This window comes from Providencia sp. PROV209, from assembly GCF_028479485.1.
GTDB lineage: Bacteria > Pseudomonadota > Gammaproteobacteria > Enterobacterales > Enterobacteriaceae > Providencia > Providencia alcalifaciens.
Window position 1 is genome coordinate 82079 of sequence record NZ_JAMPNR010000017.1, and the last position, 18992, is coordinate 101070.

At 42.9% G+C, this 18992-nt stretch carries 15 protein-coding genes; 4 read left to right on the forward strand and 11 right to left on the reverse strand.

The features are described from left to right. The first annotated feature begins 33 nt into the window (after positions 1 to 33). The gene (locus tag PR795_RS13360; protein ID WP_006662805.1) at positions 34 to 549 is read left to right on the forward strand and encodes a GNAT family N-acetyltransferase; all 516 of its coding nucleotides are present in this window, start codon (positions 34 to 36) and stop codon (positions 547 to 549) included. Between the two features lie 37 nt (positions 550 to 586). On the opposite strand, the gene yedF is transcribed toward PR795_RS13360, so the two are convergent. The 4 genes from yedF to exbB form a co-directional block, all read right to left on the reverse strand. Beyond that, complete coding sequence (gene yedF / locus PR795_RS13365) at positions 587 to 826, reverse strand: sulfurtransferase-like selenium metabolism protein YedF (protein WP_006657165.1); 240 nt, start codon at positions 824 to 826, stop codon at positions 587 to 589. After that, on the reverse strand, positions 823 to 2037 hold the full coding sequence (gene yedE / locus PR795_RS13370; RefSeq protein ID WP_006657164.1) for a selenium metabolism membrane protein YedE/FdhT: 1215 nt from the start codon (positions 2035 to 2037) through the stop codon (positions 823 to 825). Before yedE ends, yedF begins: the two co-directional genes overlap by 4 nt. Before the next feature lie 1322 nt (positions 2038 to 3359). Then, positions 3360 to 3791: a TonB system transport protein ExbD gene (gene exbD, locus PR795_RS13375; RefSeq protein WP_006657163.1), complete on the reverse strand. Its 432-nt coding sequence runs from the start codon at positions 3789 to 3791 to the stop codon at positions 3360 to 3362. Positions 3792 to 3796: 5 nt separating this feature from the next. Next, positions 3797 to 4723: a tonB-system energizer ExbB gene (gene exbB / locus PR795_RS13380; RefSeq protein ID WP_154601800.1), complete on the reverse strand. Its 927-nt coding sequence runs from the start codon at positions 4721 to 4723 to the stop codon at positions 3797 to 3799. A 366-nt stretch (positions 4724 to 5089) separates the two neighbouring features. Between exbB and metC the strand changes: the two genes are divergently transcribed. The 3 genes from metC to PR795_RS13395 all read left to right on the forward strand — a co-directional run bounded on the left by metC (position 5090) and on the right by PR795_RS13395 (position 8114). Then, positions 5090 to 6274, forward strand: a complete 1185-nt coding sequence (gene metC / locus PR795_RS13385; RefSeq protein ID WP_179896786.1) for a cystathionine beta-lyase — start codon at positions 5090 to 5092, stop codon at positions 6272 to 6274. A 137-nt stretch (positions 6275 to 6411) separates the two neighbouring features. Continuing rightward, positions 6412 to 7089, forward strand: coding sequence for a DedA family protein (locus tag PR795_RS13390; RefSeq protein ID WP_036963016.1), 678 nt, complete (start codon positions 6412 to 6414; stop codon positions 7087 to 7089). Positions 7090 to 7214: 125 nt separating this feature from the next. Continuing rightward, positions 7215 to 8114 (forward strand): PhzF family phenazine biosynthesis protein, encoded by a 900-nt coding sequence (locus PR795_RS13395; RefSeq protein ID WP_006657158.1) that lies wholly within the window; start codon positions 7215 to 7217, stop codon positions 8112 to 8114. Between the two features lie 144 nt (positions 8115 to 8258). Here PR795_RS13395 and carB read toward each other — a convergent pair whose 3' ends face one another. The 7 genes from carB to ileS all read right to left on the reverse strand — a co-directional run bounded on the left by carB (position 8259) and on the right by ileS (position 18971). Beyond that, the gene (carB, locus tag PR795_RS13400) at positions 8259 to 11480 is read right to left on the reverse strand and encodes a carbamoyl-phosphate synthase large subunit (protein WP_181480591.1); all 3222 of its coding nucleotides are present in this window, start codon (positions 11478 to 11480) and stop codon (positions 8259 to 8261) included. Positions 11481 to 11494: 14 nt separating this feature from the next. After that, positions 11495 to 12658, reverse strand: coding sequence for a glutamine-hydrolyzing carbamoyl-phosphate synthase small subunit (gene carA, locus PR795_RS13405; RefSeq protein ID WP_096759666.1), 1164 nt, complete (start codon positions 12656 to 12658; stop codon positions 11495 to 11497). A gap of 448 nt (positions 12659 to 13106) precedes the next feature. Continuing rightward, positions 13107 to 13928: a 4-hydroxy-tetrahydrodipicolinate reductase gene (gene dapB / locus PR795_RS13410; RefSeq protein ID WP_006657155.1), complete on the reverse strand. Its 822-nt coding sequence runs from the start codon at positions 13926 to 13928 to the stop codon at positions 13107 to 13109. 222 nt (positions 13929 to 14150) lie between these two features. After that, a complete protein-coding gene (ispH, locus tag PR795_RS13415; RefSeq protein ID WP_006657154.1) occupies positions 14151 to 15104 on the reverse strand; it encodes a 4-hydroxy-3-methylbut-2-enyl diphosphate reductase in 954 nt (317 codons plus the stop codon). Beyond that, positions 15085 to 15555, reverse strand: coding sequence for an FKBP-type peptidyl-prolyl cis-trans isomerase (gene fkpB, locus PR795_RS13420; protein ID WP_006657153.1), 471 nt, complete (start codon positions 15553 to 15555; stop codon positions 15085 to 15087). Before fkpB ends, ispH begins: the two co-directional genes overlap by 20 nt. Positions 15556 to 15657: 102 nt before the next feature. Continuing rightward, a complete protein-coding gene (gene lspA, locus PR795_RS13425) occupies positions 15658 to 16161 on the reverse strand; it encodes a signal peptidase II (protein WP_006657152.1) in 504 nt (167 codons plus the stop codon). Then, on the reverse strand, positions 16161 to 18971 hold the full coding sequence (ileS, locus tag PR795_RS13430) for an isoleucine--tRNA ligase (RefSeq protein ID WP_154636320.1): 2811 nt from the start codon (positions 18969 to 18971) through the stop codon (positions 16161 to 16163). The genes lspA and ileS overlap by 1 nt, the downstream gene beginning before the upstream one ends. Positions 18972 to 18992: the final 21 nt, after the last annotated feature.

Genomic DNA, 18992 nt, shown 5'->3' on the forward strand with positions numbered 1-18992 from the left:
AGTTTTGGTCAATATTCGAGCGAAGGAATGGTTATGATAGAATTCATCGAGCCAGAAGTGGATGAAAACTCAGTCGTCTCCTTACAGAAAGTGACGGCAGAAAATTTTTCAGAAATTTGTTTACTGAGTCATACACTCAGTGAGGCACAACGTAGCATGGTGGCAGACAATGCCTATTCAATGGTCGAAGCCCAATTCTCAGATTGTGCTTGGTACAGAGGCATTTATGCGGATGATATCCCTGTAGGATTCATTATGCTGCATTCAGGCTTAGATGATGATGAACTTGAATATGATGGCATTATGTTATGGCGATTTATGATTGCAGAACCTTACCAAAAATTAGGTTTTGGTCGCGAAGCATTGATTCAAGTGATCCGTTATTTAAAAAAGAAAGGCTACCCTCGACTGTATAATAGCTGTGGCGAAGGTGAAGAAAGCCCCTTTGAGTTTTACCAAAAACTCGGTTTTATCCCAACGGGTGGCTATATTGACGATGAATGCGAACTGGTGCTCGATATTGCCAGCTGGCAAGATACGGAAGAGTAAATAACATGAAGGCGGGTTAACCCCGCCTTACCTATCACTATTTTTGAATTAAATAGCGAATTGTTGGTCCATCTTGCTGAATATCCAATACTTTATAGCCATAGTTTTTAGCATCTAACGGGATATTATTGATAGATTGAGGGCAATCACTCACCACTTCTAATATCTCTCCAGGTTTTAACGATGGCATAGCTTCAAGCGTTGCAACCGCAGGATATGGGCAAGGTTCACCCACCATATCTAATCGATAATCCGGCACTATTTCTTTATGGCTCATGCAGCCTCCACGGAAGTATTCGCAAGTTTTTGCGCGCGTTTACGGAAGAAATGTTTTTCCCATACCAGCATCAAAATAAATGCAATAGCTAATAAAACGTATGTGACAAGCAACCCGCCCTGTGGCCCAAATGTTTCCAGCAGGTTCACTTTGTCAAAGTCAGTTGCTAACCATGGACCTAAATCATCCCAGTAGTAAGCCAAGATAGTCGCACCGATAATATTACCGAAACCAACCCACCAGTAATGAACTTGACCTTCTACTGCACGATACATCCAACCGGTTTCACAGCCACCAGCCAGCACAATACCAAAGCCAAACAGTAACCCACCAATCACGGCATTCGGACCTGCCCACATGATTTTTGGTGTAGCCCCCAGTTGAACATAGCTGAAGATACCAATTGCACTCACCGCCATCCCAATAATAATCGCTTTCGCCATATGGGTACGACCCGTGATCCATAAATCACGAAATGCCGATGTGAAGCAGATTTGAGCTCGTTCAATCAATAAACCAAAACCGATCCCACAGAGGATTGCAAAGCCCATTACAGGTGCATCTAGAAGCGTATAAAAGCCCCATGCCATCGCAATAGCAAAGATAGCCATACCGAGTTTAAAACGTTTTTTAGCGGTATTAGGATTTTGAGTTAATGGGGATGCCGTTGACACTTTTTTTAGTTTTACCGCAATACGAAACATCGGTAACAGCGTAAATTTGGCACCAAAATATGATCCGGCCGCCGTTGCGACAGCAAAGAACCATGCATGCAACGAGAATTGAGGGATACCAGTAAAGAAAGCCGCTAAGTTACATCCCATCGCTAGACGGGCGCCAAATCCAGCGATAATACCGCCAAGGATAGCTTGGAATATACGGATGCGATGTTGTGGCATGCGAATTTTCACGTTATTTGCCCAGAGCGCCGCGGCAAAACAACCTGCAAACATACCGATAATCATCACGCCATCAATTCTATCTAGGGGTGAACCTTGGAAACCAATAACTTTGAAGTAACCCCACTCTTCTGGATGAGCACCAAATAACTGCATGATGTGTCCACCCCAGCGAGTAAATTCACCAGTTACCGCCCAAAATGTTCCCGTTAAGCCAAAATAATACGTCGATAAAATACCTGCTGCGATCACCGCAGGCAACGGTTTCCAAAAACCGATGAGATAGTGAGATTTAAACTCAGACCAAGTCATTTTTACTTCCAAAGTGATTCAAGCCAGTACCTGGCAAAGAATTCCGCCGTTGTATGATATGTTGATAAAAGCCCCACAGCGAAGAGGTGCACATCATACTCTGTTACTTTTTATCATTAAATAACAAACTGTGAATATTCTTAGAAAAATTGATTTAGATTCAAGCTTTACTCTGAGTCTATTGCGTATTTTTTCACATGAAATCTGATCACATACTCAGCATTTTTCTAGTAAAAAAACTAAAAAAAACGCCATCTTAAGGATGGCGCATGGAAATGTAGTCTTATATTATTTATAGAGGAGTATAATATGAAATTATTTTTTATTACATCTTTGCTGTGTAGTCTAAAGTCAGCCCATTTGACTTCAGTAATAACATTCAAAATCCACTTCTAACAACTTAATACGATACATTCGAGTCTGACTGGTTATATTTATTTTTAATATAAAGCTTAATCAAACATCAATTATAACTTTATTTATTCCCTAGCATTAGTAAATTTAAAAAATAAAAAACTCGAAGTAAAAAATTATTAAAAAGTATTTCAAAATGTTATTGCCTGCATTATAGCGCCCATGAAATGTTGCGCAAGTGTTTTTTTATCTTATTTAAGCAAAACCAAAAAATAAACAAAAAATAGTTAAATAACAATTAGATAAGATTTTTGCTGATAATGAAATCATCAAGGTGATATTTATAACAGCAATTACATATTTATATTTCATTATTTAAGGTGATTTAACATTGTTTTATTAATAACACTTATATTAATAAAATAAACTCGTTAATTTACTCTCTTTTTTATCCTTTCAATTCAGGTGAAATATATTAATTATTTTTTACCTTTTGTAAGCTAGGCTTTAGCTGGTTAACTATACATCTGTTTTGAATAGAGTGTATACATTTCTTATACTTCACTCTAATAATCAGTAAGTTCCACTGAAACCCACATTGCTCCCCGCCGAATCAATACCCTTAATTGGCGTATTTACTACTCTTACTCCCCTCATGAATAATCCCATACAATATAAATGGTTTATTTTCAATTAACCTTCTTCATTTCTTATTTGATAAGAATTTTATCTCGGCAGGATTTAAAATCACTCTAACTTAAATAAAATTTTAAGAAATACAGAATAAAATTGAACGTTTTATTTATGAAACTATAAGGATAAACAACAGTTTTTATCAGAAATATTGCAAAGATATGCAAGAAGCTTGGCGTGAAAAAAGTATTGATATGAAAATACGTTTTATCTCAAAACATCAGTGTCATGATGCCCACACGTGCTACTGAGATAAAACGCATGATTACGAGCCGCTATTTAGCGCTAGCGGCTGTTGCTTCCATCCCGACTAGGCCAATCTTGAGATATCCTGATTGACGTAATGCGTTCATCACATCCATCATCGTCTCATAATCTACGCTCTTGTCTGCTTGGAAAAAGATGGTAGTTTCTTTATTGGTATTCGTCGCTTGATCTAGCGTTGAGCCCAATTGCTCTTTCGTAACTGCTTGTTCACCAATAAATAACTGACTATCTGACTTCACCGTTAAGAATACTGGCTTTTCAGGTCGAGGCTGAGGCTTCGCCGTGGAAGCAGGTAAATCAACTTTAATATCAACGGTAGCCAGTGGCGCTGCAACCATAAAGATAATCAGCAGAACCAACATAACATCGATAAACGGTGTTACGTTGATTTCATGCATTTCACCGCTATCGTCTTGTTCGTCACCTAAACGCATTGCCATAATGATTACCTTGCTTTGCTGTTTGCCAGATCGAGGTCACGCCCCAGTAACAACGCTGCCTGAGCAGCAACATCGCCCACTTGACCACGGTAGTTATTGATCATCCGAGCAAAAATATTGTAAATCACGACCGCAGGAATCGCCGCGATCAAACCAATTGCTGTCGCAAGTAGCGCTTCTGCAATTCCTGGAGCAACAACCGCTAAGTTTGTCGTTTGAGAATGGGCGATACCGATAAAGCTGTTCATGATCCCCCACACTGTACCGAACAGACCCACAAATGGAGAAATCGCACCGATTGTCGCTAAATAACCATTACCACGCCCCATATAGCGACTGATTGCAGCGACCGAGCGCTCTAAGCGAAAGGCAGTACGATCTTTGATTCCTGACAGATCTTGGCTACTCGCAGAAAGTGCTCTTTCTGTTGTCGCTTCCGCTAATAACATACGTGTAATACTGTTCGCTTTAAATCCATCAGCGATCGAAACCGCTTCATCAAGGGATTTTACTTCGGCGATTGCTTTGGCTTCGTCTTTTAAACGACGACGCGCAACTAAAATTTCGCTTCCCTTAGATAAGAATAATGCCCATGTGATCACTGATGCGAGTAACAGACCGATCATAACCGTTTTCACAACGACGTCTGCGTTCTGGTACATACCCCAAACAGATAAATCTTGGTCAAAACCACCGCCATGAGCTTCTGTAGCAATTTCCACGTTTTCAGTGACTGCGGTATTCGTAATGACAGTCTCAGTTGCTACCACTGGTGTAGACGCTGATTCAGGTGTGGAAGTCGTATTGACAGGGGTTGCTGTTGAACCTTGGCTTGCTACTGGTGTACTAGGAGTGACAGCGGGTGTTGTTTCCGCGGATGCTGTGCCCATTAAGCCGATCGCCAATAGAATAGAAGCTGTTAATTTACGCATCAGTTGGCCTTTACTCTCTTATTTGTGTTGTATAAAAAAATTTATATCGATGATTGTGCCATTCATCGACTAACCATTAAAAGCGAAATTTGACTCGCGAATTCATCTCTTTTCGTCAAGATGTGCAGATAATATCAAACACAGCGCGAATTGATAGTAATTATCATTAGTATTCACAATTTTTTGTGACCTATCAACGTTGTCATTAATAGCGGTCACGCAATGCCATCATGATTTTGCTGGTTATAATGAAGAAAATTCAGCTAGCAACTTTTGTTCTTGCGTTAAGCAACTGAAATCATTTAACGTCAGGTGATAACTTAACCAATCATTTGGATTTTCTATCGGTAAATAAGGCATCGCTCAATGACAAAAATTAGACCCGAAACCCAGCTCGTACACCTTGGTAGAAACCCTAAATTCACGCAAAAAGGGGTCAATCCCGTCATTCAACGTACCTCTTCCGTGATTTTTGATTCAGTCGAAGATAAAAAACATGCCGTACGTAACCGTGCTAATGGTGTTTTAATGTATGGTCGCCGAGGCACACAAACCCATTTTGCATTCCAAGAAGCCATGACTGAATTAGAGTGTGGTGCTGGCTGTGTCCTTTATCCTTCCGGTGCAGCGGCGATCACCAATGCCATCATGTCATTCATCAACGCAGGGGATCATATTCTCGTTACAGGCTCCGCGTATGATCCGACCCAAAATTTTTGTGACAAAATTCTAACTGGTCTCAATGTCGAGACAAACTACTTTGACCCACTGATTGGTGACAAAATTGCCGATCTAATTCGCCCTAACACTAAAATCGTCTTTCTAGAGTCACCAGGGTCTATTACGATGGAGGTCCACGACCTTCCCGCCATTGTGAAAGCGGTTCGTCAGAAATCCCCTGAAATCATTATCATGATCGACAATACATGGGCTGCAGGCGTTTTACTCAAACCGCTTCTGTTTGATGTGGATATCTCGATTCAATCAGCGACTAAGTATATTAATGGGCATTCGGATGGCATGCTAGGATTGGCAGTTGCCAACCAGCGATGCATTGAAACATTGCGTGAAAACTCCTATCTATTGGGGCAAACCGCCGATCCAGATACCGTGTATATGGCTGGTCGAGGGCTTCACACCCTACCAACTCGCCTTAAACAACATGAATCAAATAGCTTAACCGTCGCAAATTGGTTAGTAGAGCACCCATCCGTTGCTCACGTTTTTCATCCTGCGCTTCCAAGTCATCCCAGTCATGCCGTTTTTAAACGCGACTTTAGCGGCTGCAATGGATTGTTTTCATTCCAGTTAATATCCCGTTTATCACCTAAACAATTCAGTGATTTTCTCGATCATTTCAGTCATTTTAAAATGGGCTATTCATGGGGAGGATTTGAATCTCTGATTTTAGGTTATCAAACAGAAGATTTGCTCAATATGCGTCAATATGATTACCAACCAGATTCAGGGTCATTCTTCCGCCTACATGTTGGGTTAGAACATCCACAAGATCTTATCGATGATTTACAGCGTGCATTTGAACGTATTTAAGCGTCAACATTTCATCATGATTATTAGGCAGTTAATCACTGCCTTTTAATTAATTCCCTAAACAAATCAAACTAGGCTGAAATTTTTCCTGTAAGATAGACCCCAATGATTCGCTTTATGCAGATACAGGAACGGTTATGGAAGTCATACGCGAAATCGTACTGGCACTTTGGCAACACGATTTTATGAAGCTCTCCAACCCAGAGGTGCTTTGGGTTATTTACACCATTCTCTTCATGGTGATTGTCTTAGAAAATGGAGTGCTCCCCGCTGCATTTTTACCGGGTGATACCCTTTTACTGCTTTCTGGCGCGTTGATCGCTAAAGGCGTTTTACACTTTATCCCCACTATTTTGCTATTAGCAACTGCCGCCAGCTTAGGGTGTTGGCTTGGATTTATTCAAGGTCGCTGGCTAAGCGAAACCAAAGTTGTTAAACGCTGGCTTTCTCAACTCCCTGAGGAATATCATAAAAAAGCCAATGATATGTTTAACCGCCAAGGCTTATATGCCCTCCTCATTGGGCGTTTCCTGGCATTCGTCAGAACGCTGTTACCACTGTTAGCGGGATTATCCGACCTTAGTCACCGCCGTTTTCAGTTATTTAACTGGCTTAGCGGATTATTGTGGGTCGGTATTATTGTGACTTTGGGTTATGCAATTAATCAAATTCCCTTTGTCAAAGAACACGAACAAATCGTCATTACCGCTCTGATGATCATCCCTGTTATCCTGTTGGTCAGCGGCTTAATTGGTTCCATTATCGTTTACTGGAAACACCGTAAGGCCCTAAAAGGCAGTAAAGAAAGCCAATAGTAAATCTATAAAATATAGCGACCAGTGTAGACCTAACTACTTGGTCGCCTTAGTAAACCTACATTTTCACCCTCCACTAAATACCTAATAATAAGGTAGGCGCGTTTTATTACCTTGGAGTCACCATGTCATACGAGACCACACACGCATCAGAGTATGAAATCAACGTTTATCTTGTAAACTCATTTACCCGTGATAACACAGGTGGTAATCCCGCAGGAGTCATACTCAACCCGCCAGAACTCAGCGATACACAGAAAATAGAGATTGCTCGACAAGTAGGATTTTCCGAAACGGCTTTTGTCTATACCGGTGAAAGTGCAGGTGAAGAAACGGATTATAAAGTGGATTTCTTCACCCCTGAAAGTGAAGTCGACTTTTGTGGACATGCAACATTGGCTGTCTTTTTTACCCTATTTTCATTGAACCAGTTAGGCGCTGGCACCTACTCCCAAAAAACCAAAGCAGGTATTTTAAATGTTACGGTCAGTGCTGATGGCGTTATTATGGAGCAAGCACTCCCCATTACCCGCCAAGGACCCGATGTGAATGCCGTTGCTGCTGCATTAGGTATTCCAACCGAAACAATCACGAAAACGGGTTTGCCTATTGAAATTATCTCTACTGGATTACCTGATATTTTAGTTCCAGTGCAACCCAGTCAATTAGATAACTTAAAACCCAATTATGATGCTATCGCACAACTGAGCCGTGAATTCGATTCGATTGGTTTTCATGTGTTTGAGTTGAGCCGAGAGCTACCTTTCACCGCTCATTGTCGGAATTTCGCACCGCTGTATGGTATTAATGAAGAATCCGCAACAGGCAGTGCTAGCGGTGCATTAGGGTGCTATTTGGTCAAGCATGTTTTCCCTACTGAAAATCATTTTTTGTTAGAGCAAGGGCGGGCAATGGGATGCTCCTCGCAAATTCAAGTGGAAATTTCTCATCAAGATCAGGCTATCAGCCGAGTTTGTGTGGGTGGACAAGCCGCAACAATCGGTATCCAAACCGTCCATTTTTAGTCCCCCTAAAAACTGAAAAGTCGCAACGTGTTTTGCCCGCAGTCTTTTGCTGTGACTATTTTCCCTTTATTTCATTTTCAATAACTCATAAAAAAACCCCAGTGGCAATAACGCCGCTGGGGTTAATAATTATCGAATCAATAATTATTTGATTAACGCATGCATCTCTTGCACAGAAATCACTTTATCAGTTGGATCTGCGCTGAGTGATAATGCCGTCGCGAAGCCGCCGTTTAGGGTTGTATCATAGTGAACTTTGTAACGTAGCGCGCTACCACGAATGAGTTTTGAATCTTCAATCGCTTGTCGACCTGCTGTTGTATTCACAATGTAGTTATACTCACCATTCTTAATGCGGTCTTGAATGTGCGGACGACCTTCGTGCACTTTGTTGACCAGACGAGGGTTAATACCCGCTTCTCCCAGAACAATCGCAGTTCCGTGAGTTGCGTCTAACTCAAAGCCGTGCTTCAGCAATTTGGCAGCTAAATCTACAACGCGAGTTTTATCACCTTCACGAACTGATAGTAGTGCGCGACCTGATTTTTTCATAGTTGAGTTGCTGCCTAACATCGCTTTAGCAAACGCTTCAGCAAATGTGCGTCCCACCCCCATCACTTCACCTGTTGAGCGCATTTCAGGTCCAAGAATTGGGTCAACACCTTGGAATTTGTTAAACGGCAGAACAACTTCTTTCACCGAGTAGTAAGGTGGAATAACTTCTTGAGTCACGCCTTGCTGGGTCAATGTTTGCCCCGCCATCACGCGCGCGGCAACTTTCGCTAACTGCACACCTGTTGCTTTCGAGACGAATGGTACCGTTCTTGCTGCACGTGGGTTTACTTCAATCAGGTAAACTTCGTTATTCTTCACCGCGAACTGGACGTTCATCAGACCGCGAACGCGCAGTTCAAATGCAAGGCTACACACTTGCTCACGCATGACATCCTGAATTTCTTGGCTTAATGTATAAGCTGGCAGTGAACACGCGGAGTCACCAGAGTGAACACCCGCTTGCTCGATGTGCTCCATAATTCCGCCGATTAGCACCATTTCACCGTCGCAGATGGCATCCACGTCAACTTCAATTGCATCATCTAGGAAGCGGTCTAACAATACTGGCGCGTCGTTAGAAACACTGACTGCGGTTTGGAAGTAGCGACGCAGGTCGATTTCATCGTATACGATTTCCATTGCACGACCACCCAGAACATAAGATGGACGCACCACCAGCGGGTAACCAATCCCCGCAGCTTTTTCGACGGCTTGTTCGATAGTCGCAACCGTCGCGTTTTGTGGCTGTTTCAGGTTTAAGCGGTTAACAGCTTGTTGGAAACGCTCACGGTCTTCTGCACGGTCAATCGCATCTGGGCTAGTACCAATCACCGGTACACCTGCGGCTTCTAACGCACGCGCTAATTTCAGTGGCGTTTGACCACCGTACTGAACAATGACGCCTTTCGGCTGTTCAATGCGCACGATTTCCAGCACATCTTCCAGTGTGACAGGTTCAAAATAGAGGCGGTCTGAAGTATCGTAGTCCGTTGAAACGGTTTCTGGGTTACAGTTCACCATGATGGTTTCATAACCATCTTCACGCAGCGCTAATGACGCGTGTACACAACAGTAGTCGAATTCAATACCTTGACCGATACGGTTTGGACCACCACCTAATACCATGATTTTTGGCTTGTCGCTGTTCGGGTTAGATTCGCATTCGTCTTCATAAGTGGAGTACATGTATGCAGTGTCGGTTGCAAACTCTGCCGCACAGGTATCTACACGCTTATAAACTGGGTGTAAATCATAACCTTGGCGTAATTTACGCAACTCCGCTTCAGAAACACCCACTAAGCTTGCCAGACGCGCATCCGCAAAACCTTTACGCTTCAGGTGGCGTAAGAAATCTTTCGTCAGACCATTGATACCTAATTCTGCCACTTCGTTTTCTAAACGTACCAGCTCTTCAATTTGCACTAAAAACCAGCGGTCGATATTGGTCAGGTTGAAGATACCATCGATAGATAGGCCTGCGCGGAATGCATCAGCGATGTACCAAATACGGTCAGAGCCCGCATCTTTCAATTCTCGACGAATACGAGTTAACGATTCTGGGTCGTCCTGGCTCACTTTCGGGTCGAAGCCTGTTGCGCCCACTTCCAGACCACGCAGTGCTTTTTGCATAGATTCTTGGAATGTGCGACCGATAGCCATCACCTCACCCACTGATTTCATTTGGGTGGTCAAACGGTCGTTGCTACCTGCGAATTTTTCGAAGTTAAAGCGTGGAATTTTGGTCACAACGTAGTCGATGGACGGTTCAAATGAAGCCGGTGTGCGACCACCAGTAATGTCATTCATCAATTCATCAAGGGTGTAACCTACCGCAAGTTTTGCGGCAATTTTTGCAATTGGAAAGCCGGTTGCTTTTGACGCTAATGCTGATGAACGAGAAACACGTGGGTTCATTTCGATAACGATTAAACGACCGTCTTTAGGGTTAACAGCGAACTGAACGTTAGAGCCCCCCGTTTCAACACCGATTTCACGCAATACTGCCATCGAGGCGTCACGCATGATTTGGTATTCTTTATCGGTCAGTGTTTGTGCAGGAGCCACAGTGATGGAATCACCTGTGTGGATCCCCATTGCATCAAAGTTTTCAATCGAGCAGACGATAATACAGTTATCTTTCTTATCGCGTACGACTTCCATTTCATACTCTTTCCAGCCAATTAACGACTCATCAATTAAGAGTTCGTTAGTTGGGGATAAATCTAAGCCACGAGTACAGATTTCTTCAAATTCTTCACGGTTATATGCGATACCACCACCAGACCCACCCATGGTGAATGATGGACGGATAATGCATGGGAAGCCGACATCATCAGCAACTGCATTCGCTTCTTCCATCGTATGGGCGATACCTGAACGAGCAGTACCTAAACCAATTTTTTTCATCGCTTTATCAAAGCGCTGGCGATCTTCTGCCTTATCAATTGCATCCGCAGTCGCACCAATCATGGTCACGCCAAATTCAGCGAGTACGCCTTGACGCTCAAGCTCTAGAGCACAGTTCAGCGCGGTTTGCCCACCCATGGTTGGTAATACTGCATCTGGGCGCTCTTTTTCAATAATTTTGCGGACCACTTCCCAGTGAATTGGCTCGATATATGTCGCATCAGCCATCTCTGGGTCGGTCATGATTGTCGCTGGGTTAGAGTTCACCAGAATAACGCGGTAGCCTTCTTCTCTTAGCGCTTTACACGCTTGTGCACCTGAATAGTCAAACTCACATGCTTGTCCGATAACAATCGGGCCCGCTCCAAGAATCAAAATGCTTTTAATATCTGTACGTTTTGCCATTGTCTTGCTCCCGATTATTTTGCGTTTGAACGTGGTGTGTTTTGACGATATTCATTAATTAAGTCAATGAAGTGGTCAAAAAGACCGGCAGCATCATGAGGACCAGAACTGGCTTCTGGGTGACCTTGGAAACTGAATGCTGGTTTATCTGTGCGATGAATACCTTGTAAGGTGCCATCAAACAGAGATTTGTGTGTCACACGCAATGTGTCGGGTAATGTGGATTCATCAACCGCAAAACCGTGGTTTTGAGCCGTAATCATCACAACATCTTTATCTAAATCTTTGACTGGGTGGTTAGCACCGTGATGACCAAACTTCATTTTCACGGTATTGGCACCGCTCGCTAATGCTAATAGTTGGTGACCTAAGCAAATTCCAAAGACTGGAATATCGGTTTTCAAAAATTCTTGAATTGCGTTGATAGCATAGTCACAAGGTGCAGGGTCGCCAGGTCCGTTTGATAAGAAGATGCCATCTGGATTCATCGCTAAGACTGTTTCTGCTGGCGTTGTTGCAGGCACAACGGTTAATCGGCAGCCACGGTCAACCAACATACGTAGAATGTTGCGTTTCGCACCAAAGTCGTAAGCAACAACGTGTAATGGCAACTCGTCTTCTTTACTCGCAGCGGGTTGCCCTTCATCTAAGTTCCAAGAGCGTTGAGTCCAGCTGTAAATCTCTTTGGTGCAAACTTCTTTTGCTAAATCTAAACCATTTAAACCTGAGAAGCTGCGGGCTTTTTCTAAAGCCAGCGCCGCATCTGGGTTATCCCCTGCGATAATGCAGCCGTTTTGCGCACCTTTTTCTCTTAACAGGCGGGTTAATTTACGCGTGTCGATATCAGCGATAGCCACCACATTGTGGCGTTTTAGATATTCAGACAAGCCTTCCTGACCACGAAAGTTACTGTAGATTAATGGTAAGTCGCGAATGATAAGGCCTTGAGCGTGTACGTTAGGAGATTCTTCGTCATCAGCATTAGTGCCGACATTACCAATATGGGGATAAGTGAGAGTAACAATTTGGCGGGAATAGGAAGGGTCAGTAATTATTTCTTGATATCCGGTCATTGAAGTATTGAAAACGACTTCTCCAATAGCGGCCCCTTCAGCACCAATGGCGCGCCCGTGGAATTGGGTTCCGTCTTCCAGAACCAATATAGCTGAGTTAATCAAAACATCCTCCGGAGAATAATCAATCATATTTTTTGCATATTAATTCAGATTTTGCGATCTAAATCAATGCCAAAATGAGTTTTTAAGCAAATTTTTGGCAAATTGCGCGCATTCTAATGATGGGATAGAGTCTTGTCTAGAAAAAAATGCATTTTTTTCACTTTTAGCTTACTTTTTTGCATTCTTACCTATTTTTTCTATAGAAGGCTAATGAAATAACTATTCATGGGTAAAAAAGCAAACGATTAATAGCGAAGAAAAGTGCAAAATGGATAATAGCGCAGACAATGGGGGATCTAAAGTGCAATTTTTAAGTAAAAAAGAGACAAAACAACACAAAGATAACAAAAAACAAGAGTTACAATTATATTAAATAAATAGACATCAATAAATCAGAGACTTCAAATGAAGCCATCTGATTTTAAACAATAAATTATTTTATAAAAAACTACAAATCATCAAGATTAAGGACATCTTTCATATTGTATAGACCATCTTTTTTACCATTAACCCAAGATGATGCTCTTATCGCACCTTTAGCAAAGGTCATACGACTGGAAGCCTTGTGGCTTATTTCTACACGCTCGCCAATATCAGCAAACATTGCAGTATGCTCACCAACAATATCGCCAGCACGTACAGTAGCAAAACCAATCGTGCCCGGTTCACGCTCTCCGGTATAGCCTTCACGTGCATACACCGCGCACTCTTTCAGATCTTTGCCTAATGCATCCGCGATAGATTCACCCATCGCCAGCGCAGTACCTGAAGGTGCATCGACTTTATGACGATGATGAGCTTCAATAATTTCAATATCGGTGTAATCTCCCATCACTTTCGCCGCTTTTTCCAGTAATTTCAGCACCAGATTCACACCAACGCTAAAGTTAGCAGCGAAGACAATTGGGATAGATTTTGAGGCTTCAGCAATAGCCAATTTTCCTTGTTCATCAAACCCTGTGGTTCCAATGACCATACCTTTTTGGTGAGATTGACAGAATGCTAAGTATTGCAAGGTGCCTTCAGGGCGAGTGAAATCAATCAGTACATCAAAATCATTAACGACAGAATCTAAGTGACCAACGACTTTCACTCCAATTTGCCCAATTCCCGCCAGTTCACCCGCATCGATGCCAATAAGTGAAGAGCCTTCTCGCTCAATAGCTGCGCCAAGTTGAATTCCGTCTTGTTCTTGTGCTGCTTGAATTAATTGGCGCCCCATGCGCCCACCCGCACCGACAATCGCAACGCGTACAGTTGAATCTGCCATTTTTGATCCTTTCGTAAATATTGAGGCGAAAACCAAAATAAAATCTTGGCTATACCTTAAAGAAACTTGAATCGGGACGCCAGCACTAATCTGGAGATATTAATAAAAGCGTAGAAAGAGGCGTGATTATCAGAAAAAATTGTATTGAGGGAGGAAAAATAAATAAAAATAGAAAATGATAGCCACTCATAAAGTCGCTATCATTATAATAAATTCAGTATGTTAGTTAATTTCTTTTACTTCAACGCGCAATTCTTTTGGGACTTCAAAAACAATGTTTTCTTCTCGTCCTTGTAACTCAACGACGGAATCTGCACCTAACTCTTTTAGTCTATCAATCACTTGGCGGACTAAAATATCGGGGGCTGAAGCTCCAGCGGTTAACCCAATAATACTCTTACCTTTTAACCACTCAGTTTGGATATCTTCCGCGCCATCAATCAGAAACGCAGCTTTACCCATTCTCGACGCTAACTCAGCTAAGCGGTTTGAGTTAGATGAATTTTTTGAGCCAACAACCAGCACGATATCCGCTTTCTCAGCCAATTCACGCGCCGCTTCTTGACGGTTAGTCGTTGCATAACAAATATCATCTTTACGAGGGCCCACAATATTTGGGAATCGACGAGTTAATGCATCAATCACATCAGACGTATCATCTACAGACAGCGTAGTCTGAGTCATAAAGCTCAGGTTATTTTCATCTTTGACCTGTAATTTCCATACATCTTCAGGGCTTTCAACAAGGTACATACCCCCTTCAGGGTTATTGTACTGCCCCATTGTGCCTTCCACTTCAGGATGCCCAGCATGACCAATTAAAATAGCTTCTTTGCCTTTACGGCTCGCTCTCGCCACTTCCATATGAACTTTGGTGACTAATGGGCAGGTTGCATCAAATAACATGGTTAAATCACGTGAGCGAGCCTCTTGACGGATCGCTTGTGAAACGCCATGGGCTGAGAAAATCAAAATAGAGCCGTCAGGAACCTCTGAGATTTCCTCAATAAAAATAGCGCCACGCTGGCGTAAATCATCAACCACATAGCGGTTATGCACCACTTCATGGCGGACATAGATTGGTGCGCCATAAATTTCTAAAGCACGCTCAACAATACTGATTGCACGGTCAACACCCGCACAAAATCCACGAGGATTAGCCATTAATATTTGCATGGTGACTCTCCAATTGTGGGTCTATTTCAAGAACTTCAATTTCAAAAGTGATTTGTTGCTCAGCAAGCGGGTGATTAAAATCAACAGTGATTGACTCACCCTCAATAGCTTTTACAACGCCTGGCATTTCGCTGCCATTCATTGCTGTAAACAGCATGATGGTACCAATTTCAGGGGTCCCCGTTTCCATAAAATCACGTAATGAAAAGTATTGCACTAAATCTGGATTATGCTTCCCAAATACCGTATCCCCCGCGAGTGAAAATGTTTTCTTTTCACCTTCAGATAACCCAATCAGTTGAGCTTCTAATTCCGGTGATAGCGAGTCATTTCCAAGGGCAAACAACGCAGGCTTTCCTTGTGCCTGAGAAGAATCCGCCGTTGAACCATCTTCTAATTTCAGAGTGAAATTCAGTAAAACAGAACTCTGCGCCTGTATTTGAGTAGACATAACCTAAACCTGTTTTCCGTCATAAAGTACAGCCCGGTGCTTACCGGGCTGAAGTTATTTGTATGCAATATAGGGCTTTATTTACCTATCGTGCTATCTGTTCTATTTGGCATCTTGCTGTTTGGGTTTATCTGGCAAAAAGCCTTCAAAAATCACCAATGCCGCACCAATACAAATCGCCATGTCAGCCAAATTAAAGGTTGGCCAATGCCAGTTGCCAACATAAAAATCGATGTAGTCAACCACAAAGCCATGTACTAATCGGTCAAATAAGTTACCGATCGCACCACCAATAATTAATGCATAAGCAATATTACTCAGGCGTTTCTTCACACTTTGGCGATACATCATCACCATGAGAATAATAGAGATGGCGATAGCTATGCCAGCAAAGAACCAGCGCTGCCAGCCGCCTTTATCCGCCAGAAAACTAAATGCCGCACCAAAGTTTTGGGCGTACATAATGTTAAAGTACGGAATTACAGGATGTGGTTCGTACAGAGTCAGCTCTTTTAAGACCAATTGCTTAATAGCTAAATCCGCGACGATAATCACAACCGTTAGCCACAGCCAACGCAAACCAGTAGAACAAATAGGTGTCTTCATTAAGCAAACTTACGTAATTCACCGTTTCCGGCTACGTTAGTCACACAGCGACCACAGATTTCAGGTTGTTCTGCCACTGCACCAATATCACTTGCGTAATGCCAGCAACGAGGACATTTTTCCCCAGCCGCTTTACTGAAGGTAATTTTCAGGCCTTTCAGCTCACTGTCTTTTGCATCTTCAGGAGCAGTAGCAATATCCGCTACACTTGCTTGAGATGTTAACAGTGCGAAGCGTAGTTCATCACCTAAGCTATTCAGCTTAGCCGCTAATGCGCTATCAGCATATAAAGTTACTGATGCTTCCAGTGAACCACCAATCAGCTTGTCGGTACGCGCTTGTTCTAATACTTTATTGACTTCGCCACGTACGGCTAACAAATCTGCCCAGAAGTTATCATTCATCGCTTCAGATGAATCTAAGCCAAATAAACCGTTGTACCACTCTTCTGTCAGAACAAACTGAGCACGCTCACCCGGTAACTCGTTCCAGATTTCATCAGACGTGAAGGACAGTACTGGTGCAATCCAGCGAACCAAGGCTTCCACAATATGGAACAACGCAGTTTGGCAACTACGGCGCGCAAGGCTATCACTTTTCGCGGTATACTGGCGGTCTTTGATAATATCCAGATAGAATGAACCCATCTCGATAGAGCAGAAATGCATTAAGCGTTGAATAACACCTAAGAAATCATACTCATCGTACGCTTTTGTAATCTCTTTTTGTGCTTCTAATGCACGACCTACTGCCCAGCGGTCTAACACCACCATATCTTCGGGTTTCACCATATCTGTTTCTGGATTGAAACCATTTAAGTTCGCCAGTAAGAAGCGAGCGGTATTACGAATACGACGATAAGAATCTGCTGCGCGTTTTAAAATTTCATCAGAGACCGCAATTTCACCCGTGTAGTCTGTTGATGCAACCCAAAGACGCAGAATATCAGCACCGAGCTTATTCATTACATCTTGTGGGCTAACTGTATTACCTAACGATTTAGACATCTTACGACCTTGACCATCAACGGTGAAACCGTGAGTCAATACTTGGCGATAAGGTGCTTTACCTTTCATCGAGGTAGACAGCATCAGAGAAGACATGAACCAACCACGATGTTGGTCAGAACCTTCCAAATACATATCCGCAGAGTTACCGTGGAATTCAGGGCGAGCATCAACCACGGCAAAGTGGGTCGATCCTGAATCAAACCAAACGTCTAAGGTGTCTGGAACTTTACGATAAGTGTCAGCATCAGCGCCTAGCAAATCAGCCGGATCTAAATCCCACCATGCTTGAATACCATCGACTTCAACACGTTTAGCGACTTCTTCCATCAACTCTAAGGTACGCGGATGCAGTTCTTCGGTGTCTTTATGCACGAATAACGACATTGGAGTACCCCAAGTACGTTGACGCGAAATACACCAGTCAGGACGATTTTCGACCATTGATTCGATACGTGCACGACCCCAACCTGGGATCCACTGAACAATGTCGATCTCTTTCAGCGATTGTTCACGCAGACCATTTTTATCCATGCCGATAAACCATTGTGGTGTCGCACGGAAAATAACAGGGGTCTTATGACGCCAGCAACATGGATAGCTGTGAGAAATCGCTTTTTTGTACATCAGCAAGCCTTTCTCGCTCAGGATTTCCAGTACCACATCGTTAGCTTTAAAAATAAATAAGCCATCTAAGCTAGGGTAAGTATTTGGTAAGAAGCAGCCATCTGGACCGACTGGGTTCGCGGTTTCTAAGCCATATTTTTGACCCACAACATAGTCTTCAGGACCATGACCTGGTGCTGTATGGACTGCACCAGTACCGGCATCCAGAGTCACGTGGTCACCTAAAATTGCGGGAACATCGAAGCCCATAAATGGATGTTCAAATCGCAGCAACTCGAGTGCACTGCCGTCACATTCACCTAATACCGTCCATGACTCAATGCCTACCGTTTTCATGACATCTTCGACTAGATCAGTTGCCAGAATAACTAAATCGCCATTCGCGTCTACTAATGAATATTTGAATTCCGGATTCAGAGAAATCGCACGGTTAGCTGGCAATGTCCAAGGTGTAGTCGTCCAGATCACTAAAGATGGGACTTTGTCGCTGGACACACCAAATTTTTCGCAAACAGCTTTGCTATCTACCGCAGGGAAGCGAACGTAGATAGATGGGGAAGTTTTATCGTAATATTCAACTTCAGCTTCAGCCAATGAAGAACCACACGCTGTACACCAATGAACAGGCTTAGCACCCTTCACTAAGTGACCATTCGCGATAGTTTTTGCCAGAGCTCGGATGATGTTCGCTTCGGTTTTAAAATCCATTGTCAGATAAGGTTTGTCCCACTCACCTAACACACCTAAACGCATAAAATCAGCTTTTTGCCCTTCAATTTGCTCTTTAGCATATTCACGGCATTTTGCACGAAATTCAGCGGCGGAAACTTTTTCCCCTGGTTTACCTACAATTTGTTCAACTTTGTGTTCAATAGGTAAGCCGTGGCAGTCCCAACCAGGGATGTATGGGGAATCAAAGCCCGCCAACCCTTTGGATTTAATAATAATATCTTTGAGAATTTTGTTTACTGAGTGACCAATATGAATACTACCGTTAGCATACGGAGGACCATCGTGCAGAATAAACGTTTTCTTGCCCGATTTTGCTTTACGGATTGCTTGATACAAACCTTCTTTGTACCAGCGTTCTAACATCTGTGGTTCGCGTTTAGCGAGATCGCCACGCATTGGGAACCCTGTTTCTGGTAGATTCAGGGTATTTTTATAGTCACTCATCGATTCTCAGTTCCAATTTTC